Origin of the sequence: Legionella maioricensis (genome assembly GCF_023618015.1) — a bacterium.
Taxonomy (GTDB): Bacteria; Pseudomonadota; Gammaproteobacteria; order Legionellales; family Legionellaceae; genus Legionella; species Legionella maioricensis.
Map to the genome: position 1 here is coordinate 40,120 of NZ_JAJKBJ010000009.1, position 17,619 is coordinate 57,738.

The following is a 17,619-nucleotide window of genomic DNA, read 5'->3' on the forward strand; positions in this document are numbered from 1 at the left end:
GTTTTTTCACATTAGAAGAGGTTTTGTGACTAACGCTCGAGGTGACGACAGGGCTTACTATTTTAGGTTTATCAAAAAGGAATTGTGACTAATGAATTATTTACTTGCTATTGATCAGGGAACGAGCAGCACTCGCGCCATGCTATATACCGTTCAAGGCCACTTAGTCGCTAGTAGTCAATACCCACTGACTCAATATTATCCTCAATTGGGGTGGGTTGAGCATGATCCTGAAGAAATATGGGAAAAAACATTAAATGCGGTAAGGGATGTTGTATCCCAAGTTGAAAGAAAGCAAATTTTATCTTGTGGTATTACCAATCAAAGAGAAACCACCGTAATCTGGAATAAAAAAACCGGGGAATGTCTGGCGCCTGCTATTGTGTGGCAAGATAGGCGCACTGAAGCATATTGTCGGTCTTTATATGAACATACTCCCCTGATTCAGGAAAAAACTGGTTTGATTCCTGATCCCTACTTTTCAGCAAGTAAATTAAATTGGCTGTTAAATAACAATCTTCACGCACAGGAACTGGCATCAAGAGGTGAACTCGCTTTCGGGACTATTGATAGTTTTTTAGTGTGGCGAATGACAAAAGGTCTGAAACATGCAACTGATATAACCAATGCATCGAGAACCATGCTATTTAATATTAGAAAAGAGCAATGGGATAAAGATTTACTTCAGCTGTTTAAAATTCCTGAATCAGTATTGCCACAAGTATATGCCAGTGACGGTAATTTTGGGTCTATTAACAAGGAGTGGTTAGGATTTGAACTTCCTATAACCGGAGTTGCAGGTGATCAACAAGCGGCCTTGGTTGGCCAAGGATGTTTTGATGATGGCATGGTTAAAGCAACTTTCGGAACAGGCGGATTTTTATTACTCAATACCGGCAATACGCCTGTAATCTCAAAACATAAGCTTCTAACGACTGTTGCCTATAAAATAAAAGGGACTACTGCTTATGGTTTAGAAGGCAGTATCTATCATGCAGGCACTACAGTTAAATGGCTGCGTGATGAGATGAAATTGATCTCTAGTTCCAGTGAAACTGAAACCTTGGCAAAAAGTCTTAAGACTAATGAAGGAGTCTATTTGGTTTCAGCATTTACAGGATTGGGGGCACCTCATTGGTCATCAACATCCGGGGCTGCAGTTTTTGGATTATCCCGCGCCACCAATAGAGCTCATTTTGCCAGAGCCGCTTTAGAGGGGGTCTGTTATCAAACAAGAGAAGTCCTAACTTGTATGAGAGAAGACAGCAATCTGGATTTGGCCTTGTTAAGGGTAGACGGGGGGATGGCTGCTAATCAATGGTTCCTTCAATTTTTAGCGGATCAGTGTCAACTTCTTGTGCAAAAACCCAAGGATATAGAAACCACTGCAAGAGGTGCCGCAATTTTGGCGGCTTTAGGATATGGCGTTTTTGATTCATTTGCTGCTTTAAAAAATGTATGGGATATGGAGCAAGCATTCCAACCCCAAAGAGCAATAGAGCAAATTAACGAAGAGTATAAGGGTTGGAAGAGGGCTTTAAGCAGTGTAATAAGTAAATAGAGAGCGTAACCTGGATGCTCTGTTATTTGATAAGCGTTCAAAAGTGAAGCAATCCAGTTTCAAGTTATCAACAAAGTATTGTTCTGGATTGCTTCTCTAAAGCTCGCAACGACGAAATAAGCAGTGTATATCGTCTTTTCTGCGAAGGAGACAGGAAACGGCTATAAACCCATACCCATAAGACTAGGTGACGTCTCTATTTTTTTCACCTGTATACAGCTGACGTGGTCTGCCGATTCTTGATTTACTGGCTACCATTTCCATCCAGTGACTCATCCAACCAACTGTTCGAGCCAAAGCAAATACGACAGTAAACATGTTCGTCGGGATTCCTATAGCGCTTAAGGTGAGGCCTGAATAAAAATCGACATTGGGATAAAGCTTTTTCTGAATGAAATAATCATCTTCAAGTGCAATGCGCTCTAACTCCATTGCAAGCTTGAATAAAGGTTCATCCTTAGCGCCTACCGCTTCCAAAACATCATAACACGTTTGACGCATGACCTTGGCTCTGGGATCATAACTTTTGTAAACGCGGTGTCCAAAGCCCATTAAGCGGAATGGATCATCTTTATCTTTAGCACGTTTAATATAGTGTTCTATGCGACTTACATCACCTATTTCTTTTAGCATGTTTAAACATGCTTCATTTGCACCACCATGAGCTGGTCCCCATAATGCGCCAATTCCCGCTGAAATACAGGCAAAGGGATTTGCTCCTGTTGAACCTGCCAGGCGAACTGTCGATGTAGACGCATTTTGCTCATGATCCGCGTGAAGAATAAATATAGTATCCATTGCTCTAACTAATACGGGATCCGGTGTTGTATCTTCAGAAGGAACACCAAACATCATATGGAGGAAGTTTTCAGCATAAGACATTTTATTTTTTGGGTACATGTACGGTAAGCCAGTGGAGTATTTATAACTCATAGCGGCTAGAGTAGGCATTTTAGCAACCAAACGAATCGCGGAAATAAAGCGATCTTGTTCATTATTTAAATCCATGGAATCATGGTAAAAAGCAGATAAAGCACCAACGATACCTACCATAATAGCCATTGGATGTGCATCACGACGAAATCCGTTGAGGAATTGATACATTTGTTGATGCACCATAGTATGGTTATTGATTAATCCAACGAATTGTTTCTTTTCTTCTGCATTGGGTAATTCACCATTAAGCAACAGATAGCTCACATCAAGAAAATCTTTTTTCTCAGCCAATTGTTCTATAGGATACCCTCTATATAACAATACGCCTTTATCTCCATCGATATAAGTAATTTTAGATTCACAGGAAGCTGTTGATAAAAAACCTTGATCAAAAGTAAAGACACCACGCGCACCAAGTTGGGTAATATCAATCACGTCATTACCTAAAGTAGGGGTATAGATTGGTAAATCGAGCGATTCTTGCCCTTCAATGCTAAGTTTAGCTGTCTTTTTGCTCATTGTGTCTCCTGATTATTTTCGTACTATAAGTATTCATAGTAGTGGGATTGCGCAGAACTATATAAAAATGGTTACTTATAGTCAATTTAAACGTTAACTTACTCTTTAAGGGCCGTATCAATTATTGGCACTTAAAACGAACTTAGAAAAATCTAAACTTCGGATAATTACATATTATGGTTTAGAATTTTAAGGATTAACAGGAAAATATCAAAACTCCTGAAGAATTATTATAAATTATTTTTTTCAACCCCATGTCGGGCCAGGGGCCCGACGTTCATTTATATCTCTGGCAGCATCATTAAATTAAAGACAAGCATTCCTATACCAAGCCAAGGCTTGCGGAGGCTGGATTGGATTGATGGCTTAAGCGCTGTTGTTCTTCTAACCAATTTATTAATCTGGAACGGAGTGTTTTAAAGAATAATTGGAATCTATTAGCGGAGCGGTATTGAGCAGTATCACTGCTTGCATAGAGGTCATCTATCTCAATCTGCGATGCTAATTTTAAATTTAAGGCAATTTTATCCATATGAAAGCATAGATCAGTGAGCGCGGCATTCTTCAATTTGAATGCATCTTCTATAATTTCAGGGCCCTCGATTTTAAAGTCATTGAGCTTAAATCGATGGTTGTAAAAATAGTCACAGTTCTCACCACTTTTCGTTTTTAGCTTATCATTTGCACCTGCTCTCATGAGATCACTGACTAAATCATCAAAATGATAGAATTTAGCCCAGTGAAGGGCTGTCATTCCATGATGATCTGCTTGATTAACATCACATTCAAACTCCTGCATCTTTGCTAAAATACGCTTGGCTGCTGATTTATTCGCTATTTTACAAGCTAATACCAGGGCCGTATTTTCATAGGATGTATGCGCGAGGAGTTTTCTATTGGCAAAACTCAAGGTAAGTTCCAGATTTCTTGCATTACCTTCAAGAACAGCCTGATGTAAAGGGGTATTTGCTTCTACGTGATCATCATAACTTTTTTTTGCAGGTAGAAGCATCTGACAATAAGGGCGTAATCGTTGCAGTATACTGCTTCGAGACGGAGGGCTTTTTAATTCATCTTCATAAAAAGTGAAAAACGTATCGAGTGCAGAAAGATGTTTCAATAAAGGTAGGGCATGCTCAAAAACTTCAGAGTTGAGTAAATTATTGCGTTGGAGCTTTAGTAAAAATAAGTTGATCTTTTCTATGCTGGCCTGGTTTTTTAGATAAGGGGTTATCGTTTCTATAATTTCATAATGTAACACTTCCATCTCATCCATAATTTTCAGAAGCTTGAGAAAAGCATGGATATCTTGAGTCGAGGGAGTATTAGCGGTTAGCCAACGAGCTATTAACGGAATAGCTTTGTGCGGGGCTATTTTGCATAGACTAAACAATTCAAAAAGTAAGTACCATTCTTTATATTCATCATAGCGACATTCATTAGAGCGCCCATTGTCTTGATAAAATCTAATGGGGGGAAGGTGGCTTATTCGAGTGTATCGTTCCAGTGCGTTTTCCTGAGCCAAATAGCAAATGAGTTCACAAATCTTATCGTCCTGACCGGGCATCATCATTATTGCCGTGATTAAGGACTTTTGGGATTCAGCAGACGTTCGTTCTGCTGTATAAACTTGAAGAGCAAAGACATAGTTAGAACATTGTTTTGTTTTCAGGATGCTGACTAAATGTATTAAATCGGTCACTTGATCCAGGCGTACTCCCGTCGAAGCATGCCGAAGTTTCACGTCGAGCCATGCTTCTATTTCTTGGAGATATACTGGGGGATTACTGATTATCTTCATAATCTCATCATAAAAGGTGGATTTTTTAAGAACAGCTTCCGATGCAGACATGATAACTCCTTGAAAACAGAGATTGAGACTGATTTTATATTTTATAAACTCCCTCAATTCATTCTGGTAAGTTAAATATTTAAGAAACCGGGAATTGTGTATTTGTCAGATAATTAAGCCATTAAAATAACAGTTTAATTTTATAGCGTTCCATTAATAACAATTTTATTCAATGAAAACAATGGGCGCGGATAAACTGAATAATTCCATTAGAAAAGTCCGGGCTTTCCCATAAGTTATTGTGACCTTTTTGTTCAAAAGACAGCATTTTTTTAGGTTCTTTTGCCGTGTTATAAATGGTTAAACCTTCCGTATAAGGTACAATTTGGTCTTGCTTTCCATGAAGAACAAGTAGAGGGGCATTAATTGCTGTAATGCGATTTAAGGAATTAAACTGATCCCATGGTTGAATGAATAACCATGGATAATGATAACGAGATAAATTCGCCAAAGAAGTAAAGGGGGATTGTAAGATTACAGCGCAAACCTGGTGATGCTTCGCCAGTTCTGTTGCTACTCCTGTACCTAATGATTCACCATATAATACCGTTTGTTCTGGCTTAACGCCTTGCTGTTCTAAAAAACGCAGAGCAGTACGGCCATCTTCATATAAACCTGTTTCACTTGGGCGTCCTTTATTACCGCCATATCCTCGATATTCCAATAAAAATACCCCAAGCCCCGCATTAATAAATTGACGGGCCAAAGGCATGCGATATCCAATGTGTCCTGCATTTCCGTGCAGATAAAGTACAGTAGGTTGATTGTTAATCGCGGGTTTATACCAAGAGTTTAACGCTATATTGTCTTGCGTCTGCAAGGACACTATGGTCATATCATCGGCCTGGTATTTTTTTAAACGAGGATGATGTACATCAGGGAAGTAAATTAAATGGCGCTGAAACACATACATTATGAGGAGAACCATGCTAAAAATAACGCAGGCGATTGTTATTAGTTGTTTCAGCATAATTATTTTTTTGTCCCTTTTAGTGATTATTTTAATGAAATCAAACTCATGAAATCCTTATTGATGATCATTAATATCTGAGTATCAATATAAAAATAGCATAGTCAGATTAAGTAATCACTTTTACTAATTTATTCAATAAAAAAGACGGTTTTCACAGAAAAACCCATCATCCTGAGCATAGCGAAGGATCTCGTGCCGTTAGAGTACAATGCCATACTCAGGAGATTCCTCACTGCGTTTGGGATGACGTATGCATGGCAAAGTCCATCCTGTTTCAAAAAAACGCAATTAAATCGCGCTCAATTAAGTATGGATTTATTAAATAAATGTCTGAGTAGCTTGCTATAGGCCTGATAAATAACATTCAGGAGGTTTCAGGTACTTAAGATGATGCATTTACACCGGTCTGTATGGTATCCTCTTACCCATAATTTATCTTAATCATTGAATAAGGATACGTCCAAATCATGGTTTACTTAGCCAAAGAAGTCTTGCCAGTTAATATTGAAGACGAGTTAAAGCAATCCTATTTAGACTACGCTATGAGTGTTATCGTAGGTAGAGCATTACCTGATGTTCGCGATGGATTAAAGCCCGTACACAGGCGAGTTCTTTTTGCGATGAGTGAATTAGGTAATGATTGGAATAAACCTTATAAAAAATCTGCACGTGTGGTGGGGGACGTCATCGGTAAATACCATCCTCATGGTGATACGGCAGTGTACGATACCATAGTTCGTATGGCACAGCCTTTTTCATTACGCTATCTTTTGGTTGATGGTCAAGGAAACTTTGGTTCTGTCGATGGAGATGCTCCGGCAGCCATGCGATACACTGAAGTAAGAATGTCCAAAGTGGCCCATGCTTTATTAGCGGATTTAGATAAAGAAACCGTTGATTTTAGTCCTAACTATGATGAAACAGAATTTGCTCCTGTTGTTTTACCCTCCCGAGTCCCTAATTTATTAGTTAATGGTTCTTCGGGTATTGCCGTAGGTATGGCAACCAACATTCCGCCACATAATCTCACCGAAGTTATTAATGCATGTATTGCTCTGGTGGATGAGCCTGAGACCAGTCTTGACGATCTAATGGAAATTATTCCAGGGCCAGATTTTCCTACAGCCGCTATTATCAATGGCAGAGCTGGAATTATTCAAGGTTACCGCACTGGAAAAGGGCGGGTGGTCATTCGTGCCCGAACTGAAATCGAGACGGATGAACAGTCTGGCCGACAAGCTATTATTATTCATGAATTACCTTATCAGGTTAATAAAGCGCGTTTGGTTGAGCGTATTGCAGAATTGGTTCGAGATAAGAAAATTGAAGGTATTTCCGGGCTGAGAGATGAATCTGATAAACAAGGTATGCGGGTAGTCATCGAATTAAAGCGTAATGAAGTGGCCGATGTTATTTTAAATAATTTGTATGCCCACACCCAAATGCAAAATGTATTTGGGATTAATATGGTTGCGCTGGTGGATGGTCAGCCCCGTACTCTGAATTTGAAGCAAATTCTGGAGTACTTCATTAAACATCGACGTGAAGTAGTGACCAGACGAACTATATTTGAATTGAAAAAAGCCCGGGGCCGTGCTCATTTGTTAGAGGGGTTGGGAATTGCTCTGGCTAATATTGATGAGATGATTGAACTGATTAAACAATCTCCAACACCTCAGGATGCAAAAGAGGCCTTGTTAGCTAGGTTATGGCAACCTGGCTTGGTTAAAGGGATGTTAGACCAAGCGGGAAGCAATGCTTCCAGACCGGATGATTTAACTCCTGAGTTTGGTCTTGGGGATGCCGGATATCGATTGTCTGCAGCTCAGGCCCAGGCCATTCTGGAATTGAGACTTCATCGCTTAACGGCTCTGGAACAAGATAAAATTCTTAATGAGTTTGAAGAGTTGCTGCGTCTTATAAAAGAGTTATTGGATATACTTGCTTCTCCTGAGCGACTCATGCAAGTGATTCGTGATGAATTATTAGAGATAAAAACACAGTTTGGCGATGAGCGACGCACTGAAATTACTGCCTCACAAGAAGATTTAACCATTGAAGATTTGATTACTGAAGAAGATGTGGTGGTTACTTTATCTCATCAGGGTTATGTGAAATATCAACCAATTACTGCTTATCAGGCTCAGCGCCGCGGCGGTAAAGGTAAATCAGCAACCCATGTTAAAGATGAGGATTTTGTAGAGCGTTTAGTTATTGCCAGTACTCATGATACCTTACTTTGTTTCTCGAATCATGGAAAATTGTATTGGTTGAAAGCCTATCAACTTCCTTTAGCCAGCCGTATTTCTCGGGGACGGCCGATCATCAACATACTTCCTCTCGCAGAAGGTGAGGAAATTAATGCCATGCTTCCTGTACGTGAATATAAAGAAGAATATTATGTATTCATGGCTACCAAGAAAGGAACAGTTAAGAAAGTCTCTTTAAATGCCTTTAGCAGACCTCGTTCCAATGGAATTATTGCAGTAGATTTGGATGAGGATGATAGTTTAGTCGGTGTTGATATTACTGATGGTACCAGAGACATCATGTTATTTACTGATGCTGGAAAAGTGATTCGTTTTGATGAAAACAAGGTACGACCTATGGGACGGACGGCTCGTGGGGTGCGTGGAATCAGAATAGAAGACGGTCAGGCCGTGAAATCTCTGGTTGTGGTTCATCCCAATGGAACTATTCTTACTGCTACCGAAAATGGGTATGGTAAACGAACCGAGATAGATGAGTATCGTGTTTCAGGACGGGGTGGCCAAGGGGTAATCTCCATTCAGGTGACAGAGCGTAATGGTAAAGTGGTTCGATCATTACAAGTCACTGATAGTGATGAAGCCATGTTAATCACTGATAAAGGCACTTTAGTTCGATTTAAGGTTAATGAGTTGTCTATTATTGGTAGAAACACTCAAGGGGTTCGTCTGATTAACGTCAGTCCTGGTGAACATGTCGTTGGAATGCAGAAAATTGAAGATCTGGGTGAAGAATCTGAGGAGTTAGATGATTCTGAAAATTCAGAAGAAGTAAACTCAACAGAAAGTGAAGATCATAATGATGAAAACCAGGATTTATAATTTTGGTGCAGGTCCTGCAATGCTTCCTGAGCCTATCCTTAAAGAGGCTCAGGAGGAACTGCTCAATTGGCAAGATATGGGCGTGTCCATTCTCGAGTTGGGCCACCGAACACCTGAATTTACCGGGCTTTTAAAGCATGCAGAGCAATCGCTTAGAGCATTATTAACCATACCAGAAAACTATCATGTTTTATTTTTGGGTGGCGCAGCACGAATGCAGTTCGCTATGATTCCCATGAATTTTTTATCTCCTCAGGAAGAGGCGGGTTACCTCATTACCGGCATTTGGTCCCAGATGGCATTTCAGGAGGCAGAACGCCTGAAAAAAGCCTATAGTCTGGTAAATGAAGATAAAGATGGTTTTAAATCAATCCCTGAGCAGGGGAATTGGGTAGTAAGAGACAATACTAAATACATTTATTATACCCCCAATGAAACAGTCAACGGCGTTAGATTTCCTTATGTGCCTAAAACCTCCGATCTGCCTCTGATTGCTGATATGACTTCCTGCTTATTGAGTGAGCCAATAGACGTTAAGCAATATGGATTAATATTTGCCGGCGCTCAAAAAAACATTGCTAATGCTGGGCTAACTATTGTGATTGTTCGTGAGGATTTATTGGCCAAATTGCCAGAACCGCCTGTGCCTACTATGTTAGATTATAAACTACAGGCAGAACATCATTCTCTTTATGCTACTTCCCCGGTATTTAATTGTTATTTAGCTGATAAAATGTTTGATTGGATTAAAGCTCAGGGTGGTGTCGATGCTTTATTTCGTCAAAATTGTTTAAAAGCAGCCAAGTTATATCAATATCTTGATTCAACCGATTTTTATCTGACCCATGTCGCAAAAGATGCTCGTTCTCTTATGAATGTTTGTTTTTCACTAAAAAATTCTACTTTAGAAAATAAGTTCATCACATTAGCTGAAAAACAGGGGCTTTATGCGTTAAAAGGACATCGATATGTTGGGGGGCTGCGTGCTAGTCTTTATAATGCGATGCCAATGGCTGGGGTTGATGCCTTAATTAATTTTATGACTCAATTCGCGAAGGAAAACAGTTAGTGAGAATACTTAATTTAGTGAGTCATCCGGTTCACTCTATAGCCGGTGATATTACAGTTCCCGGTGATAAATCCATTTCTCATCGCTCAATAATATTTGGTGCTTTGGCAAAAGGGACTACAGTTATCACGGGTTTTCTTGATGGTGATGATTGTATGGCTACTCTTGCGGCATTTAAAACGATGGGTGTAGAAATAGAAGGGCCGATCAATCACCAGGTGGTGATCCATGGAGTCGGTAAATATGGCTTAAAAAAACCTAACCAAATTATTGATTGTGGGAACTCTGGAACCAGTATGCGTTTGCTTGCCGGTTTGCTCTCTGCTCAACCATTCGACAGTGAACTTACTGGGGATGAAAGCCTATTAAAGAGGCCCATGTTGAGAGTAAGTAAACCATTAACCCAAATGGGAGCAGATATTTCTACTCATGAGGGAAAGCCGCCTATTATCATCAAAGGTGGCAAAGAACTAAGTGCCATAAATTACGTAATGCCTGAAGCCAGCGCACAGGTTAAGTCATGTATTTTATTAGCTGGGCTTTATGCAAAGGGGCAAACCAGAATAACAGAGACAGGCATAAGTCGCGATCACACTGAGCTGATGTTAAAAACATTTTCTTATCCCGTACATCAATCGGGACAATCAATAGAAATCAATGCTGATGGTGAATGCCAGGGAACCAATATAAATGTACCAGGAGATATATCCTCAGCCGCATTTTTTATTGTTGCTGCTACCATTATCCCAGGCTCCAGTGTTTTAATACGCAATGTTGGCATTAATCCAACACGCACAGGGATTATTCATATATTAAAAGAAATGGGCGCTGATATTACGATTTTAAATCAGCGCTACTATGGTGAGGAACAGGTTGCTGATTTACAAGTTAATTATTCATCCTTAAAAGGAGTGGACATACCTTCTTCAATGGTGCCCCTGGCAATTGATGAGTTTCCCATTGTTTTTATCGCCGCTGCGTGTGCCAAAGGTCAAACAACCCTTAAAGGTGCTAAAGAGCTTCGTTTAAAAGAAAGTGATCGCATAGGTGCTATGGTCGACGGTTTACTGCAATTAGGAATAGAAGCAGAAGGCTTTGAAGATGGAATTTCGATTAAGGGCGGTGTAATGCACGGAGGAGTAGTTGACAGTAGGGGGGATCATCGCATCGCTATGTCTTTTGCTATTGCCGGTGCCGTATCCAGTGAACCTATAACCATCAAGAATTGTGCTAACGTTACCACATCCTTTCCTGCTTTTGTAACTACTGCAAATGAACTTCATTTTCAAATAGAGGAATTAATTGATAATGCATGAAAAAAATGTACCCGTCATTACTTTGGATGGGCCCAGTGGGACCGGTAAAGGAACTATATGTAACTTACTAGCCAAACATCTTCATTGGAATATGCTTGATAGCGGCGCAATTTATCGCGTCTTAGCTTATGCAGCACGAAAAAATGGAGTGGAAGCTAATGAAATCGATAAACTAACTCATTTAGCTTTTTCTTTAAATTTACGTTTTGAATCGACCGAAGATAATGGTTCCAGGGTTGTGCTTGATAATACAGACATTACTCAACAAATTCGTAGTGAGCAATGCGGGCAAGATGCATCAAAAATTGCGGTAATTCCTGAGGTAAGACAGGCCTTATTAGAACGTCAACGGGGCTTTGCCAAATTGCCCGGCTTGGTTACTGATGGCCGTGATATGGGAACAGTGGTGTTTCCAAATGCATTTTTAAAGATTTTTTTATATGCAAATGAAGAAGAAAGAGCAAATAGACGTTTTTTACAGTTGAAAGAAAAAGAAATTAATGTTAGCCTCGCGCAGGTTGTAGAAGAACTGGCTAAACGTGATACAAGGGATACTGCACGAACACATGCACCACTAAAACCAGCTCAAGATGCAGTACAGATTGATACAACCGGACTATCAATTGTACAAGTGTTCAATATTGTATTAAAATTATTGGATGAACGCTTGAAAGATTTATAGTTATTTTGTTGGGGGAAAGGTGAGTGGGACTCATTCTTTCATTTTTTTACTAAAGAGTTTACTAACATGTCTGAAAGTTTCAAAGAACTATTTGAGCAAAGTATTATCGGCGCTCAATTTTATCCTGGTGCCATTATTTCTGCTAAAGTTATCGGTATTGATGATGATTTCGTCACTTTAAATGCCGGCTTAAAATCAGAAGGTATTGTTCCCGTAGAAGAATTCTATGATAAAGATGGCAGCCTGGAAATTAGCCTAGGTGATACTGTCGAAGTGGCATTAGATTCAGTTGAAGATGGCCACGGCGAAACGCTGCTTTCAAGAGAAAAAGCCAAGCGTCAGGAAGCATGGCGCAAATTATCCAAGTCACATGAAAATAATGAAACAGTTACTGGTCTTATTTCTGGTAAAGTTAAAGGTGGCTTTACAGTTGAAATTGGTACCATACGCGCATTTTTACCTGGCTCATTAGTTGATGTAAGACCTGTAAGAGATCCATCTTACCTTGAAGGTAAAGAACTTGAGTTTAAAGTAATCAAAATGGATCTGAAGCGCAACAATATTGTTGTATCACGTCGTGCAGTTGTTGAAGAAGAAAGCAGTGCTGATAGACAAGCACTACTTGAGTCCTTGCATGATGGCCAAGAGCTTCACGGTATTGTTAAAAACCTTACCGATTACGGTGCGTTTATTGATTTAGGTGGTATTGACGGCCTATTACACATCACTGATATCTCCTGGAAGCGTGTGAAGCATCCTAGTGAACTATTATCAGTTGGCCAAGATGTAAAAGTAAAAGTATTAAGTTTCGATAGCGAAAGAAACCGTGTTTCTTTAGGTATGAAACAATTAGGAAACGATCCTTGGGTTGATTTGGTTGAAAGATACCCTATAGGTAAGAGATTACAAGGCAAAGTAACTAATATTACAGATTATGGTTGCTTTGTAGAAATTGAAGAAGGTGTGGAAGGTCTGGTTCACATGTCTGAAATGGATTGGACTAATAAAAACGTTCATCCAAGTAAAGTAGTATCTATGGGTGACTTAGTCGACGTTATGGTTCTTGAAATTGATGAAGACAGACGCCGTATCTCTTTAGGTATGAAACAATGTGTTGGCAATCCATGGCAACAATTTGCATCAGTACACAATAAAGGCCAAAAAGTCAGCGGTAAAATACGTTCTATTACTGATTTTGGAATCTTCATTGGTCTTGATGGTGAAATTGACGGACTTGTTCACTTGTCTGATATTTCCTGGACTGTTGCTGGCGAAGAAGCTGTGAAACAATTTAAGAAAGGTCAAGAGTTAGAAGCTGTTATTTTAGCAATAGACCCAGAGCGTGAGCGTATTTCTTTAGGGTTAAAACAACTTGAAGGGGATAACTTTACAAGTTTTGTTGATGAGTACACTAAAGGCGCAATAGTTAAAGGTAAAGTAACTGCTGTAGACGCAAAAACAGTTACTGTTGCATTAGCAGATGATATTACTGGTACTATTCGTGCTAGTGAGTTATCCGATGAGCGCGTTGATGATGCTACCACCTTAGTTAAAGAAGGTGATGAGATTGAAGCCAAAATCATGAATGTTGATCGAAAAAATCGTTCAATAACTCTTTCAGTTAAAGCGAAAGATGCTCAAGATGAAGCGGATGCAATCAAGAAATACTCAAGAGCAGAAGGTACATCAACAACTCTAGGTGATTTGTTGAAAGAAAAAATGGCTAGTAAAGAAGGCGAATAACCTATTTACAGCTAGGAATTTAAAAAGCGTAGAGTGATCTACGCTTTTTTTATTCGTATGAATAGAATTTGTAGAATGACCATCGTTTAAGAATTCGTAGCGTCTCAATAAATTCGAGAAATTACGTCATCCCGAACAACGTGAGGGATCTCCAGACTCAAGGCACAGCGCCACTTTTCAGGAGGTCCCTCACGTTGTTCGGGATGACGTTTTCTGGACTTATTGAGACGTTACAAAAATTCATTGCAACTCTTTCTAAATTGGATGATTTATGAAGAGCAATGGAAACATCACTCTTAGGGGGGGATATTAACAGGCCAGTTAAGAAAAATTATTATTAGACTTTATTTAAGGGTTGATGTATCTGACTTATTTAGAATGATCATGTTATGATGATTCATTAGTTTAAAGATGGAAGGAATACTAAATGCGCATATTGATGTTGGTCTTATATATAGTGCTTATTATCATTGGCGTTAGTTTTGCTGCTTTAAATGCTTCATCAGTACAAGTTAATTTTTATTTTAAAACATTATCCATGCCTATATCTGTTCTCATGACCATTATGCTTGGAATTGGCATTTTTATAGGGTTTATACTTTTCATAGGCCGATATTGGCGTTTGAAAATTGAATATCGTAAAATGAAAGGTCAGTTAAAACTTACGGAAAGAGAAATCAAAAATTTACGCTCAATTCCTTTGCAGGATCAGCATTAATTCTTTTATTATGTAGGAACCCAATATGCAGAGAGGGAAATTAATAAATGATTGATTTATGGCCACTATTGTTGCCTGCCGCCGCTTGGTCAGGATGGTGGATGGCAAATCGAAGCAATTCAGATAAAGATCCTAATGTTTATAACCGTTTATCACGTGAATATGTTGTCGGACTTAATTATTTATTAAATGAACAATCTGATAAGGCAGTTGATATCTTTATTAAATTGCTTGAGGTGGATAGCGATACTGTTGAAACACATCTTGCATTGGGTAGTTTGTTTAGACGTCGCGGAGAAGTAGATAGGGCCATTCGCATTCATCAGAATTTAATTGCCAGGCCCCAATTGAGTATTCTGCAGAGAAAAGAAGCATTGATGGCCTTGGGGCAAGATTATATGGGCGCCGGGGTTTTTGATCGGGCGGAGCGAATTTTTTTAGAAGTTGTAGAGCTTGGTGGAAGTAAAGAAACTAGTAGTTTACATGGTTTATTAGCAATCTATCAGCAAGAAAAAGCCTGGGAAAAAGCATTAGATGTTATAAAAAAACTGGAAATTTCTACTGGCACCAGTCTTCATAATCAGGCTGCTCACTATTATTGTGAAATGGCCAGTCAGGCACTTAAAGTTAATGCTATTGATAGAGCCATTTATTGTATTAAACAAGCAATGAATGTGGATACTGGATCCGTCAGAGCCAGTTTAATGAATGCAAGCATAGAAATGAAAGAAGGGCGATATAAACAAGCAATTCGTTCTTTAAAGCGAGTTCCTGAGCAAGATGCCGAGTTTTTATCAGAAATAATTGAGCCTTTGGTTTTTTGCCATAAAGAACTGGATTTGATGTCTGATTGTATTCATTATCTTGAGCAAACTCTAGCGGAACATCCTAGAGCCTCTGTAATTTTCGTTATTGCTGAGTATTTACGTCAAAGTAAAAGTATGGATGCGGCTATAGATTTTGTAGCCGATAACTTAAGCAAACATCCTTCAATTCGAGGTTTAAATCGACTAATTTATTGGCATCTTGAATCAGCTCACGGAAAAGTTCGGGAAAAACTTCAAATGCTTTATGATATTACCAGTAAATTTTTAGACAATAAGCCTATTTATAGATGTGGCCATTGTGGCTTTGGTGGTAAACATTTACATTGGCACTGTCCTAGTTGTAAGCAGTGGGGCAGAATGAAACCCATTCATGGTTTGGAAGGGGACTAGATTAAAAATGGAACATTTATATACTATTTTATGAGATTATGATGCAATTTATTGACTTAAAAACACAATATTCTTTAATAGAAAAAAACATTCTCAATAGCATTAAGAAAGTACTGGATCACGGACAATATATTATGGGCCCAGAAATTGCTGAGCTTGAAAGGCAATTGGCGTCTTTCGTGGGAGTCAAACATGCTATTGTCAACTCTAGTGGAACGGATGCCTTATTAATGGCTTTAATGGCATTAGGTATTCAGCCTGGGGATGAGGTTATTACTAGTCCTTTTAGTTTCTTTGCAACCGCTGAGGTGATTAGTCTTTGTCATGCAATACCTGTTTTTGTTGATATTGATCCCCTGACCTATAATATAGACCCCGAACAACTGGAAGCAGCTATTACTAAGAAAACAAAAGCAATTATACCAGTGGGCTTATATGGTCAATGCGCTGAGCATGATGTTATTAATGCCATTGCCGAGAAACATGGTATTCCTGTTATTGAAGATGCAGCCCAAAGTTTTGGTGCTACTTATAAAGGTAAATATTCCTGCGCTTTATCGACTATTGGTTGTACCAGTTTTTTCCCCTCCAAGCCTCTGGGAGGTTATGGTGATTCAGGAGCTTGTTTTACTAATGATGATGCCCTAGCCCAAAAATTGGTTGAAATTAGAATTCATGGGCAAAATGCCCGCTATTGCCATAGTCGCGTGGGTATTAATGGCCGAATGGATACAATTCAAGCCGCTGTCTTAATTGAGAAAATGAAGATTTTCCCGGATGAAATAAAAATGAGACAACAGGTAGCGAAGCGCTATGATCAAATGCTTTCTTCATTGGTAAAAACTCCTTATATCATGCCTCATAATACCAGTGTCTATGCTCAATATACTATTGAAGTAAATGACAGAGAATCTTTTCAAAAGGAAATGCAGGCTGCCGGAATTCCAACAGCAGTACACTATCCTGTGGCAATGCATCAGCAAAAAGCAATGAGTTATCTGAATTATAAAACCGGTGATTTTCCTCATTCAGAAAAAGCCAGTCGTCATGTCATCAGTTTACCCATGCATCCCTATCTGGCTGAGCAAGAACAAGAGAAGGTTGTTTCTGCTGTGAAAAAGGCATTATTAATGGCAGAAGCTGAGGCAGCAATATAATGGTTTCGAAGCTCATTGTTGCTTTGGACTTTGACAATCAGGATGATGCCTTAAATCTGGTAGATAAACTGGATCCCACTAGTTGTGCTTTAAAAGTGGGCAGTGAAATGTTTACTCTATTTGGTGCGAATTTTATAAAACTGCTGGTTAGCAGACAATTTAAAATTTTTTTGGATTTAAAATTTCACGATATTCCCAATACTGTAGCACAAGCGTGTAAAGCCTGTGCAGATCTGGGTGTGTGGATGATCAATGTTCATGCACTTGGCGGTTTTAAGATGATGCAAACCGCAAGAGAAGCTATAGAAGTTTATGGAAAAGATAGGCCTTTACTTATAGCAGTTACCGTTTTAACCAGCTTTTCTGAAAAAGAATTATCCAAAATAGGAATTAATTATGCTATAATAGACCAAGTTAAGCTTTTGGCGTCGCTTTCGAGAGATGCTGGACTGGACGGGGTGGTTAGTTCCGCCCATGAAGTACAAACAATTAAACAAAAATGTGGAAATAAATTTTTAACAGTAACGCCAGGAATAAGATTATCTAATAACTCAAGGGACGACCAAACACGCGTTATGACCCCATTGCAAGCGATAAATGAGGGGAGTGATTACCTGGTTGTTGGACGTCCAATCACCCAAGCCTCAAATCCTGCCATGGTTGTTTCCGAAATATTGAAAGATATTGGTTTAGATTAAAGCAAGTAATCTAGAATATTATTATTTAATATGTATTACATTTAACCTATTTTATTCCGGGTATTTTTATGTTACTTCTATTTGATGCA

At 39.0% G+C, this 17,619-nt stretch carries 13 protein-coding genes; 10 read left to right on the forward strand and 3 right to left on the reverse strand.

Annotated features, from left to right (window positions below):
* Positions 1-91: 91 nt before the first annotated feature.
* A complete protein-coding gene (gene glpK / locus LOX96_RS09030) occupies positions 92-1,561 on the forward strand; it encodes a glycerol kinase GlpK (protein ID WP_250421143.1) in 1,470 nt (489 codons plus the stop codon).
* 183 nt (positions 1,562-1,744) lie between these two features.
* Here the strand turns inward: glpK and gltA are convergent, their stop codons facing one another.
* The 3 genes from gltA to LOX96_RS09045 form a co-directional block, all read right to left on the reverse strand.
* Complete coding sequence (gene gltA / locus LOX96_RS09035; RefSeq protein ID WP_250421144.1) at positions 1,745-3,016, reverse strand: citrate synthase; 1,272 nt, start codon at positions 3,014-3,016, stop codon at positions 1,745-1,747.
* A 322-nt stretch (positions 3,017-3,338) separates the two neighbouring features.
* Entirely contained in the window at positions 3,339-4,868 is a 1,530-nt protein-coding gene (gene ankQ, locus LOX96_RS09040; protein WP_250421145.1) for a Dot/Icm T4SS effector AnkQ/LegA10, read from the reverse strand.
* Positions 4,869-5,037: 169 nt separating this feature from the next.
* Positions 5,038-5,838 (reverse strand): alpha/beta hydrolase, encoded by an 801-nt coding sequence (locus tag LOX96_RS09045; RefSeq protein WP_250421146.1) that lies wholly within the window; start codon positions 5,836-5,838, stop codon positions 5,038-5,040.
* Positions 5,839-6,308: 470 nt separating this feature from the next.
* Between LOX96_RS09045 and gyrA the strand changes: the two genes are divergently transcribed.
* From gyrA to pyrF, 9 genes are all read left to right on the forward strand, one after another.
* Positions 6,309-8,930 (forward strand): DNA gyrase subunit A, encoded by a 2,622-nt coding sequence (gene gyrA, locus LOX96_RS09050; RefSeq protein ID WP_250421147.1) that lies wholly within the window; start codon positions 6,309-6,311, stop codon positions 8,928-8,930.
* The gene (gene serC, locus LOX96_RS09055; protein ID WP_250421229.1) at positions 8,911-9,999 is read left to right on the forward strand and encodes a 3-phosphoserine/phosphohydroxythreonine transaminase; all 1,089 of its coding nucleotides are present in this window, start codon (positions 8,911-8,913) and stop codon (positions 9,997-9,999) included. The genes gyrA and serC overlap by 20 nt, the downstream gene beginning before the upstream one ends.
* A gap of 5 nt (positions 10,000-10,004) precedes the next feature.
* A complete protein-coding gene (gene aroA / locus LOX96_RS09060; RefSeq protein ID WP_250421230.1) occupies positions 10,005-11,315 on the forward strand; it encodes a 3-phosphoshikimate 1-carboxyvinyltransferase in 1,311 nt (436 codons plus the stop codon).
* Positions 11,308-11,997, forward strand: coding sequence for a (d)CMP kinase (gene cmk, locus LOX96_RS09065; protein WP_250421148.1), 690 nt, complete (start codon positions 11,308-11,310; stop codon positions 11,995-11,997). Before aroA ends, cmk begins: the two co-directional genes overlap by 8 nt.
* Before the next feature lie 66 nt (positions 11,998-12,063).
* Positions 12,064-13,740 (forward strand): 30S ribosomal protein S1, encoded by a 1,677-nt coding sequence (rpsA, locus tag LOX96_RS09070; protein ID WP_250421149.1) that lies wholly within the window; start codon positions 12,064-12,066, stop codon positions 13,738-13,740.
* 427 nt (positions 13,741-14,167) lie between these two features.
* The gene (locus LOX96_RS09075; protein ID WP_250421150.1) at positions 14,168-14,458 is read left to right on the forward strand and encodes a LapA family protein; all 291 of its coding nucleotides are present in this window, start codon (positions 14,168-14,170) and stop codon (positions 14,456-14,458) included.
* A 47-nt stretch (positions 14,459-14,505) separates the two neighbouring features.
* Positions 14,506-15,675 (forward strand): lipopolysaccharide assembly protein LapB, encoded by a 1,170-nt coding sequence (gene lapB / locus LOX96_RS09080; protein ID WP_250421151.1) that lies wholly within the window; start codon positions 14,506-14,508, stop codon positions 15,673-15,675.
* Positions 15,676-15,716: 41 nt separating this feature from the next.
* On the forward strand, positions 15,717-16,832 hold the full coding sequence (locus tag LOX96_RS09085) for a DegT/DnrJ/EryC1/StrS family aminotransferase (protein ID WP_250421231.1): 1,116 nt from the start codon (positions 15,717-15,719) through the stop codon (positions 16,830-16,832).
* Complete coding sequence (gene pyrF, locus LOX96_RS09090; RefSeq protein WP_250421152.1) at positions 16,832-17,530, forward strand: orotidine-5'-phosphate decarboxylase; 699 nt, start codon at positions 16,832-16,834, stop codon at positions 17,528-17,530. Before LOX96_RS09085 ends, pyrF begins: the two co-directional genes overlap by 1 nt.
* Positions 17,531-17,619 lie beyond the last annotated feature (89 nt).

What these genes read in the sequence shown, in the direction of transcription:
- ankQ (WP_250421145.1), bottom strand. Translation starts at nt 4,868, where the DNA reads ATGTCTGCATCGGAAGCTGTTCTTAAAAAATCCACCTTTTATGATGAG.
- LOX96_RS09045 (WP_250421146.1), bottom strand. Translation starts at nt 5,838, where the DNA reads ATGCTGAAACAACTAATAACAATCGCCTGCGTTATTTTTAGCATGGTT.
- pyrF (WP_250421152.1), top strand. Translation starts at nt 16,832, where the DNA reads ATGGTTTCGAAGCTCATTGTTGCTTTGGACTTTGACAATCAGGATGAT.
- lapB (WP_250421151.1), top strand. Translation starts at nt 14,506, where the DNA reads ATGATTGATTTATGGCCACTATTGTTGCCTGCCGCCGCTTGGTCAGGA.
- gltA (WP_250421144.1), bottom strand. Translation starts at nt 3,016, where the DNA reads ATGAGCAAAAAGACAGCTAAACTTAGCATTGAAGGGCAAGAATCGCTC.
- serC (WP_250421229.1), top strand. Translation starts at nt 8,911, where the DNA reads ATGAAAACCAGGATTTATAATTTTGGTGCAGGTCCTGCAATGCTTCCT.
- rpsA (WP_250421149.1), top strand. Translation starts at nt 12,064, where the DNA reads ATGTCTGAAAGTTTCAAAGAACTATTTGAGCAAAGTATTATCGGCGCT.
- LOX96_RS09085 (WP_250421231.1), top strand. Translation starts at nt 15,717, where the DNA reads ATGCAATTTATTGACTTAAAAACACAATATTCTTTAATAGAAAAAAAC.
- cmk (WP_250421148.1), top strand. Translation starts at nt 11,308, where the DNA reads ATGCATGAAAAAAATGTACCCGTCATTACTTTGGATGGGCCCAGTGGG.
- LOX96_RS09075 (WP_250421150.1), top strand. Translation starts at nt 14,168, where the DNA reads ATGCGCATATTGATGTTGGTCTTATATATAGTGCTTATTATCATTGGC.
- gyrA (WP_250421147.1), top strand. Translation starts at nt 6,309, where the DNA reads ATGGTTTACTTAGCCAAAGAAGTCTTGCCAGTTAATATTGAAGACGAG.
- glpK (WP_250421143.1), top strand. Translation starts at nt 92, where the DNA reads ATGAATTATTTACTTGCTATTGATCAGGGAACGAGCAGCACTCGCGCC.